This is a genomic window from Methylobacterium sp. WL6 (assembly GCF_008040095.1).
Classification (GTDB): Bacteria; Pseudomonadota; Alphaproteobacteria; order Rhizobiales; family Beijerinckiaceae; genus Methylobacterium.
The window spans coordinates 1-8,802 of the sequence record NZ_VRVH01000190.1; the positions used below are offsets into that span (position 1 = coordinate 1).

An 8,802-nucleotide genomic window follows, 5' to 3' on the forward strand; every position below is an offset into this window, starting at 1 on the left:
CCGCCATCCCTTCCCTTCCAAACCCCGGAGCACGCCTGTGCCTTCTCTCAGACTGTCCAATCCCTTCCGCCGGGGCGCCGAGCGCCCGTCCCTGAAAGAGCGTGCTGCGGCCCTCAGAGAGACCGCCGACCGTGTGATGCGCCGGCCGGCGGTCGGCGACGACCTGGGCGGTCACGCCAGCGTCGCGACGACGGGGCGATACCTCCACGCCCGGCCGTCCGAAAGTTCCGCCCGCTTCCTGGGGGTCTGAGGCGGGCGACGCCTTCAAAGGGCACTCGGGCAGCGGGTTTCTGTAAGCCGTCTGTCTGAAAAGAGGTTGGGCCGGCATAGGCCGCGACGGCTAACCACGCAGTGAGTCAGGCTCGATATCTGAACTGTCGGGGTCGGGCGCGTTACAGAATAGAGCGCGCGTTCTCCAGCCGGTCGCAACCCATTGTGTACAATTCAAAACAAGCGATTCCGGTCGCGATCGTACTGGCAGGGACCTATCCCGCGCTGCCCCGGGGGCGGGTAAGATCGCGTACCATCTTCGCGCGTCGCGGGTTGCCCTGCCGCAGGCCGAGCACGTCCAGCACGCGATCCCGAGCCAATGAGTCGGTAATCGTCGCGCCGTCTTCCAGCGCATGGATCACCATGGGATTGACCCGGGCGAGTTCCGCCAAGGTCTCGATCGCATAGGCCCCGCGGCTACGGGCTGCACGGACCTCAGCGGCCAACGCCGCTTCCGCGGTTCGGGGGTCATCATCGAATGTGTTCATCACCGCGTTCTATGCGGATGCGCCAGCGGAAGTTTCTTGGGTCGAGGCCTCGTGATCGGACGCTACTGCATCCCGGCTGGACGCGGGCGCGGGAGGCCACACTGGGTAAGACCGAGAAACATAGCCCACTGCCTGAGCGCAGGGAGCGGAAGTGTGCAATCAGCACCGGTCTCGATCGCTCCGACGACGTCAGGTGTGAGGTCAGCCAAGCGTGCCGCGTCAGCTAGGGACAACCTCAATCGGCTTCGCGCCGTACAAGCATGCTTCGCGAGGTTGCTCAGCAAGGTATCACGCTGCTCTTCGAACTCACTCATGATATTCCACCGGACCTGTCCGTGGAGGAGCTCGCGTCAGGCAACCCTGCGGTCTTTCCGCTCGCGCTCGGTCAAGGGGCCGGATCGGCCAAGGTGGATCGCCTTGGCGAGGGCGGAGCGATGTTCGGCGTAGCTCACAGCGACCATCGGGTAGTCCGCCGGCAGGCCATACCGGGCGCGGTAGCTGTGCGGATTGCACCCATTCGCGGTCAGATGCCGCTTCAGCGTCTTGTAGGTTTTGCCGTCGATAAAGCTCACAAGGCCTTCGTGCTGGATTGATCCGCGGATCTGGGCCGAGCTCGGTGTTTCAACCGCATCACGGGCAGGCGCCCCGTCTTCGACCGTGTGCATACCGGACGCCAGACCAGCGATCATAACGTGCACGCGCGCGATCAATCCTGGAAGCTCGGCGGATGGAACCGGATTGTTCGCAACGTATGCAGCAACGAGTTCAGACGTCAGCTCGATCGCAGACGGGGCGTTGGCGGAGATTGGTGGGTACACGCACACAGCTCCTCGGAGGCCGAAATACACTCTTAGGTTGATACGCCGCATTGCGCTTGCCTGAGAGCGTGCTACGGTTTGCATGAGCGCGCATCGGTGCTTATTTTCACGTGTGTATAGAAGCATTCGTTTGGTCAAATCATGAGGACTTTGTTCTCGACCGCAGACGAAGAGCCCAAGAATGGATTTCGGCGCTGGCGCGAAACGGTCTTCGAGCGGATTGTCCCGGTCGAACTGACGCCCGCCGATGCTGGGACGTTCCAGGGTACGATGGAGGCTGCCGACGTCGGTCCGTTGGTGATCACCCGCCTGACGCAAAGCGCGATCAGGACCGAGGCGACGGCGGATACGATCCGCCGGCACGGCAAGCACGATACGCTCAACGTCGCGATTGCGCTGCACGGTGTAGTGTTCAGCGCGCAGGATGATCGCACCTCAGTCCAGCATCCCGGTGAGATTGTGGTGCTGGATCGGCGCCCGACCGTCATGGCCACCGACGCCGACAGCCGGACATTGTTTGTCGAGCTGCCTCGTGAACGTTTGGAACAGGCGCTTGGATCGACACGTCGTTACACGGCGCTAACCCTTGGGATGGATCAAGCCAGCACCTCGTTGGTCACCACCTTCTTCCAGGAACTGGTTCGCACCTACGCACGACTCCCGTCGGATACGACGGCACGGATGGCTTCGATCGGGGTCGATCTTCTCATTGCCAGCCTTGCGGAGCGTCTTGCCCGTGAAACGCCCAAAGACCTGCAAGGCACGCTCATCGTCCAGCGTGCCATGGCTTACATTGAGGGCCACCTCGGCGATCCGAACCTGGATGCGCCCACCCTTGCAGCCGCCGTAGGCGTGTCGTTACGCTACCTGCAGCAACTGTTTCGCCAGCACGACCGCAACGTCGCCGATTGGATCTGGCGCCGACGTCTGGAAGTCGCGGCGCAGCGGCTCATGGATCCCGGCCATGCCCATCTGACGATTGGAGCGCTAGCGTACGGCTGCGGCTTTGCCACCCAATCGCACTTCAGTCGCCGCTTCCGTGACCACTATGGGTTGTCCCCGAGCGAGTACCGGTGGCTCTCCTTCGGCTCGACGTCCCAGACGGCTTCAAGCGCTGTCCGATCACGATAAGGCTTACCTTCGCATTGAGGCGCCACTCAAACTTAGCCAGAAATGGCTCCGTCTCACCTACGGACACCGGATCGGTGTGGCCTCGAAGCATCACGCGCACGATGAGAAGGAGACAACCCTAAAGCGAGGTGACTTCCCTTATAGGTTGTGTTTTATGGGTAAACCATGCAACTTTTAGGTCGCTTTAGGCTCGCCCGATGGCTGATGATCACCGTCAAGACATAACGGACCGGTCGCGTCTGCTCGCGCGTATCGCCGATCAACTCGGCGTGCCGATCACCGAGTTCTACACCTCGTATCGCTCGCTTGGCCCGGCGGATGCCCCCGGGGAGGAAGCATTAGCCGTGATGGCAATGGTGCAAGCCTACTTTGCGATCGGCGACAGGGTGACCCGTCAACGCAGCATTCAGCTCGTGCGGTCGATGGCCCGGATTACTCCCGTCCGACACAGCGCTGAGGCTGCACCCAGCGGCGTCGCAGCATCCTCCACGACCGGTTGAGGCCGATTGGGCGTTACGCTGAGATGGGCTCCGGATCGGTCATGGCGATGCGCCTCGGGGGCTCGTCGCAGTCTCAAGCGTGCGCCTTGATCGACGGGGCAGCAAACAGCGCCCGAAGCCGTGCCCGATCCAGCTCGGTCGTCGCCAGCACCGGGGTTGGACGCGCGAACAGGTAGCCTTGCATCTGTTCGCAGCGCAGCTCGCGCAGGATCGCCAGCTGCTCGATCGTCTCGACCCCCTCGACCGTGACCTGCAGGTCGAGATTGTGCCCGAGGTTGACGATCGCCCGCACGATCGCGAGTGTGTCCACGTTCTGCCCGAGGCGGCGCACGAACGACTGATCGACCTTGATTTTGTTCAGCCGGAACTGCTGCAGGTAGCTCAACGAGGAATAACCGGTCCCGAAATCGTCGAGGGCCAAGCGGACGCCGAGCCCGCGCAGGTCGGTCAGGACCTGCACGGCTTTCGTTGCGTCCTGGATGAACACGCCCACGGTGATCTCGACCACCAGTCGCGCCGGGTCGAGCCCGTGCCGCGCTAGCGCCGCCGCGACGATCGCCGGCACGTCGGATTGTCGGAACTGGGTCGGCGAGACGTTGACCGAGACGGGCCACGGCTGCGCCCAAGCCACCGCCGCCGGGCAGGCAGTGTCGATCACCCACTCCCCGATCTGCCCGATGAGGTTGGCCTGTTCCGCCACCGGGATGAACTCCCCAGGGAGATGAAGCCACGCTCCGGGTGCTGCCAGGGCGTCGTGCAAGGCGAGGTGGCAGATACGCGCATCGTCGCGCCTGCGGTGGGTGAGGTCGCGTAGGGCAACGGCGGTAGCAGGCTTCCCGCCGAACTCGATCGTGCGACACCCTTACAAAGCCACACGTGAGATCCTAGTTTCTACGGTCTGCAGAAATTGTACGTTCACGCTGGCGCCAGACCGCTGTCGGACTTCGCAGCTGAACTTACGTCCGTCGCTATCAACAGTCAGCTCAAACCGCTCGGGGACTTGCGCGTGCATCCGAATATGCAATCGCGCGCCACCGTCAGACAGATCGCGGATCGAGCAGGCGATACAGCTGCCAGGCACATGGATGCTGGCTGGTAGCAGGACACGGGTCCGACGCTCGTTGCGCCGCTCTTCCATCCCCACCGTCCAGTTATCCAGGCTCGTACTGATGCTCGATACGCCTTCGGCCGCATGCCGCATGCTAGCGAGGATCTCCCCGGTTGCCCGGGTCTGCTCGTTCATCGATGCGCTCACGCCGTCGACATGCGCGCTGATCGTTCCAATCGCCGCGGTGATCGATGCCAGCGTCGTCGCGACCTCCGCCGACACGGTCTGCATGCCGGTGACCTCGCCGCTGATCCGGTTCGTGGCTGCAGCGGCCTGACCGGCCAGATCCTTCACCTCGGCCGCCACAACTGCGAAGCCGCGTCCGGCAGCTCCCGCTCGCGCCGCCTCGATGGTGGCATTCAGTGCCAGTAGGTTGATCTGTTGGGCGATACCCGCGATCACGGCGGCGACGCCACCCATCGCGCTCGCCGCCGCACGCAACCGCTCGGTCGCAGCGTCCGCTTCACCAGTTCGCCCGTGGATGTCATCTACAGCCGTCTTGGACTGCGTCATGCTGCGCGAGATCTCTTGCGCGGCAGCGTTCATGGTCTCAGCGGCGTCAGTCACCACCTGCACGTTGTCGAGGGTTCGCTCGGCCGCCTGCACCGCGACGGAACGCGCTGCCATATTAGCTGTGACGTCAGTGGCGTACTTAACGACCTTGGTCAGCTGGCCGTTGGGGTCGAAGATCGGGTTGTAGCTTGCCTGGATCCACACTGAGCGGCCGCCCTTGCCGAAGCGCTGGAACATGCCGGAGGAGAAGTCGCCGCCGCGCAGGCGATCCCAGAAGGCTGAATATTCCGGAGTCTGCGCGTAGCCGGGTTCGACGAACATGGCGTGGTGCTGCCCACGGATCTCCTCGATCCGATAACCGACCGTCGCGAGGAAGTTTGCGTTGGCATCCAGCACCGTACCGTCGGGGGCGAATTCGATCACCGCCTGGGACCGGTTGACCGCCGCCAGCTGACCCGCCGCATCAGTTGTCTGCAACTTCTGCGCAGTGATGTCGGTAGCGAACTTCACCACCTTGATCGGCTTGCCGTCTCGATCACAGATCGGATTGTACGTGGCCTGGATCCAGATCTCGCGGCCGCCCTTGGCGATTCGCCGGAACTCACCGGCTGCGAACTCACCGCGGGCGAGCTTCGCCCAGAATTCACGGTAGGCCCCGCCCTCTCGCTCGGAGGGATCCACGAACAGCCCGTGGTGGCGGCCCTGAATTTCGTCGAGGCTGTAGCCCACCGCGTCGAGAAAGTTCTGGTTGGCAGTCAGGATCGTGCCGTCGAGGGCGAACTCGATCACGGCTTGGGAGCGGTGCAGAGCATCGAGCTGGCCATCGTGGTCGATGTTACGAAGCACCTGCGCAGTGATGTCGGTCGCGAACTTGACGATCCGGGTGACACGTCCCGCGCGATCCAGCACAGGATTGTAGGTCGCTTGGATCCAGACCTGGCGACCACCCTTGGCGATGCGCTTGAACTCGCAGGTCTGCGCTTCACCACGGCGCAGCCCCTCCCAAAACACGCGGTAAGCGTCGCCATCGCTCTCACCAGTGGAGACAAAAAGCGTATGATGTTGTCCCTTCACCTCGGCGAGGGCGTACCCCATCAGGTCGAGGAACAGCACGTTGGCGGCTAGAACCGTACCGTCGGGGGCGAATTCGATCCGAGCCCTGGACCTGTCGATTGCCGCCATGAGCGAGCGCAGATCGGCATCGAATAAGGGCACAGAGTCTTCTCACCAAGCGCTGATGATTGCGCACCCGTTCATAAGGACGCCTGCTTAACGCTTTGCTCAAACGAGACCTGCTACAGCGGAGATAAGTTGGATTTTATGCATTCTACCGCAGCTCTCTTACCATCTTGCGTGCATGCGTCCTGCCGCAGTACGAGGCGAGATATGCACGCTTACAGAACCGCTATGTCCGTCCTCGCCTTGACCACCGCGCTCGCCGCGGTCGGACCGGCTCACGCAGAACTGTCCAGTGCCATCAGGATTGTGCTTCAGAAGGGCCGTCACTATGATCCTGCCGATCTGTTCCTGCGTCGAGGTGACACTATCATCCTTGTCAATGGTGACGACAGCACGATCCATCACGCCTTCATCGAGGCCGATCGGTTCGCATTTGATGCCGGGGATCAAGAGCCCGGCAAGCAGGCCACGCTGACGCTCAAAGAGCCGGGCAACTTCATCATTCAGTGCGGCATCCATCCAAAGATGAAGCTCACCCTGCACGTTCAATAGCCCGACGATCCCCCTTAGAGCACTAGCAGCTTAGGTGAGCCCGCAACGTCGCCGGGCTGGAACGCGCTCACGAAATGCACGTCGAGCGCAAACGCGTTTGGATTTTCTACGCCGAGAAAACGACCGTTTTCTTGGCAATCGTTAACGCGGATCGTTGTTGGGTGTGGCAGAGCTACGCAGGACAACCGATATATCGGAATTAGAGTGGGGGATTATATTTCTGTTCGGTTTTGCCCATCATCATGGTCGCTGTACTAACATGAGTTAGCTAATGGCGGGTATTCAATCTGAAGTTGTGCGGCTCGCCGCTTTGCAAGAGCTGTGTCTGCTCGATACGCCAGCAAGCGAGAGCTTTGATCGTATCACCCGGATGGCGAGTCAGCTTTTCGGCCTCCCGAGCGCAGCCGTCTCGTTGACCGATCGCGATCGGCAGTGGTTCAAGTCTCGCGTCGGTATCGACGTGGCTTCAATGCCGCGTGAGGGAGCGCCCTGTGCGGAAGTCACCGATACCCGCGACATTCTCGTCCTACACGATATCGCGCAGGACCCTGTGTACCGCGATACGCCCTTGGCGCAGGCAGGCGCCCGCTTCTACGCAGGCGTCCCACTTCTAACGCAGAATGGCCTAGCCATCGGTGCCCTCTGCGTCGCGGGCTCCGAGCCGCGAGAGTTCTCGGCTGCGGAGACGGCGACGTTGCGCGACATGGCTGCCATGGTGATGGCGCAGGTTGAGCTGCAGCACGCCTATGGCCGCATTGATCCTCTCAGCGGCTTTCCAAACCGAACCCAGTTCGTCGAGGACCTGAACGATCTCGTCCTGACGGACCCACGGGGCTCGCGGCGCTTGGTCGTGTTCGTGGATCTGGCATCCCCGGATGAGCTCAGCCACGCCGCACGTGTGATAGGCGCGAGCTTCCTCGACGAACTCGTCCAGGAGGCGGCGCAGGTGCTGCGCTCAGCCCTCGGACCGACACGTACGGCCTACATGATCGGCACGAGCCAGATCGCGTTTCTGGCCCCGCGGGATGTCGTCGAGGACGCCTACATCAGCCTGCTCGCAGCGATGCTCGGCGCGATCCGCGAGAACGCCAGCTCGCGCTTCGTCACAACGGTTGCGATCGGCGTTGCCCCCTTCGAGCTCGGTCAGACCGATCCAAGTGACGTCTTACGTTGTGCGCATTGTGCGGCCGATGACGCCCGCCTGACGGACACCAGAGTCAGCCTCTACTCTTGCGAGCAGGATGCGCTGCATCGGCGGCGCTTCGAACTCCTGAACGGGTTTGGCCAAGCTCTCGAGGAGTCGTCTCAGCTGCATCTGGTTTTCCAGCCCCGTGTCGCCCTAGACACGGGGCTTTGCCTGGGTGCCGAGGCACTCCTGCGCTGGACCCATCCCGAGCTGGGAAGCGTCTCCCCGAGCGAGTTCATCCCGCTCATCGAACGTATGACGCTTGCCAAGCCCACGACGACCTGGGTGCTCAACACCGCTCTGACTCAGCTTGCAACCTGGCTGACCGAGGGCATGGATCTCGTTCTCTCGGTGAACATTTCGGCTGGTAACCTGAGTGAGCCGAACTTCGTCGAGCGCGTCATGGGCCTTCTGGTTCGACACGGTATCCCGCCGCACCGTCTCGAGCTTGAGGTAACGGAAAGTGCGGTGATGGAAGATGCTGGCCATGCTCTGGAGCAGCTTCAACGACTCTCCTCCGCTGGCATTCGCCTTGCCATCGACGACTTTGGGACGGGTTACAGCTCCCTCTCCTACCTCCAGGCGCTTCCGTTCGACGTGGTCAAGATTGACCGCTCCTTCATCACTGGCTGCGCAGAGGATGCTCGGCAGCGTAGCCTCGTGGCGACGATGATCACGCTGACCCATGATCTCGGCTACCGCGTCGTGGCGGAAGGCATCGAAACGCAGGAAATAGCCGGTCTGATCCTCGGCATGGGCTGCGACGAGAGCCAAGGCTATTTCTTCGGACGACCCATGACGGCTAAGGCGTTCCAAACCTGGTATTGCTCAAATCGTTATCAATCGGAGATTCTTGCAGCATAACATAGCTAACGCTCATCTCTTCTACATCACAACAAGCGGTGAAGCGGTCAATGTGCATCAGTGTGGAAACTTGGACGCCAGTTGCGATTGAGAACAGCGGCTTATGAGATGGATCGCCGCTAAGCCCCTAATTTTATCAATAACACTTATGCAGAATAGATTGAATATTTTTAATAGATATAACGCACTACCA

Annotated in this window: 8 protein-coding genes; 4 read left to right on the forward strand and 4 right to left on the reverse strand. The window is 61.7% G+C overall.

Going from position 1 to position 8,802, the window contains the following annotated elements; genetic code table 11:
- Window positions 1–485: 485 nt before the first annotated feature.
- Both FV230_RS19925 and FV230_RS19930 read right to left on the reverse strand, forming a co-directional pair.
- Window positions 486–758, reverse strand: coding sequence for a hypothetical protein (locus FV230_RS19925; RefSeq protein ID WP_147843624.1), 273 nt, complete (start codon window positions 756–758; stop codon window positions 486–488).
- Between the two features lie 350 nt (window positions 759–1,108).
- Window positions 1,109–1,576, reverse strand: a complete 468-nt coding sequence (locus FV230_RS19930; protein ID WP_246694932.1) for a MucR family transcriptional regulator — start codon at window positions 1,574–1,576, stop codon at window positions 1,109–1,111.
- Between the two features lie 141 nt (window positions 1,577–1,717).
- On the opposite strand from FV230_RS19930, the gene FV230_RS19935 reads away from it, so the two are divergent.
- The gene (locus FV230_RS19935) at window positions 1,718–2,707 is read left to right on the forward strand and encodes a helix-turn-helix domain-containing protein (protein WP_147843626.1); all 990 of its coding nucleotides are present in this window, start codon (window positions 1,718–1,720) and stop codon (window positions 2,705–2,707) included.
- A 197-nt stretch (window positions 2,708–2,904) separates the two neighbouring features.
- The gene (locus FV230_RS19940; protein ID WP_147843627.1) at window positions 2,905–3,207 is read left to right on the forward strand and encodes a hypothetical protein; all 303 of its coding nucleotides are present in this window, start codon (window positions 2,905–2,907) and stop codon (window positions 3,205–3,207) included.
- 73 nt (window positions 3,208–3,280) lie between these two features.
- Here FV230_RS19940 and FV230_RS19945 read toward each other — a convergent pair whose 3' ends face one another.
- Both FV230_RS19945 and FV230_RS19950 read right to left on the reverse strand, forming a co-directional pair.
- Window positions 3,281–3,907: an EAL domain-containing protein gene (locus FV230_RS19945; RefSeq protein WP_246694933.1), complete on the reverse strand. Its 627-nt coding sequence runs from the start codon at window positions 3,905–3,907 to the stop codon at window positions 3,281–3,283.
- Window positions 3,908–4,069: 162 nt separating this feature from the next.
- Window positions 4,070–6,010: a PAS domain-containing protein gene (locus tag FV230_RS19950; RefSeq protein ID WP_147843628.1), complete on the reverse strand. Its 1,941-nt coding sequence runs from the start codon at window positions 6,008–6,010 to the stop codon at window positions 4,070–4,072.
- Window positions 6,011–6,235: 225 nt separating this feature from the next.
- Here FV230_RS19950 and FV230_RS19955 point away from each other — a divergent pair, with 225 nt between their 5' ends.
- Complete coding sequence (locus tag FV230_RS19955) at window positions 6,236–6,559, forward strand: hypothetical protein (RefSeq protein ID WP_147843629.1); 324 nt, start codon at window positions 6,236–6,238, stop codon at window positions 6,557–6,559.
- Between the two features lie 271 nt (window positions 6,560–6,830).
- The gene (locus tag FV230_RS19960) at window positions 6,831–8,609 is read left to right on the forward strand and encodes a sensor domain-containing phosphodiesterase (protein WP_147843630.1); all 1,779 of its coding nucleotides are present in this window, start codon (window positions 6,831–6,833) and stop codon (window positions 8,607–8,609) included.
- Window positions 8,610–8,802 lie beyond the last annotated feature (193 nt).

Coding starts and splice junctions, on each gene's coding strand:
- FV230_RS19925 (WP_147843624.1), bottom strand. CDS start 758: ATGAACACATTCGATGATGACCCCCGAACCGCGGAAGCGGCGTTGGCC.
- FV230_RS19935 (WP_147843626.1), top strand. CDS start 1,718: ATGAGGACTTTGTTCTCGACCGCAGACGAAGAGCCCAAGAATGGATTT.
- FV230_RS19940 (WP_147843627.1), top strand. CDS start 2,905: ATGGCTGATGATCACCGTCAAGACATAACGGACCGGTCGCGTCTGCTC.
- FV230_RS19950 (WP_147843628.1), bottom strand. CDS start 6,010: ATGGCGGCAATCGACAGGTCCAGGGCTCGGATCGAATTCGCCCCCGAC.
- FV230_RS19955 (WP_147843629.1), top strand. CDS start 6,236: ATGTCCGTCCTCGCCTTGACCACCGCGCTCGCCGCGGTCGGACCGGCT.
- FV230_RS19960 (WP_147843630.1), top strand. CDS start 6,831: ATGGCGGGTATTCAATCTGAAGTTGTGCGGCTCGCCGCTTTGCAAGAG.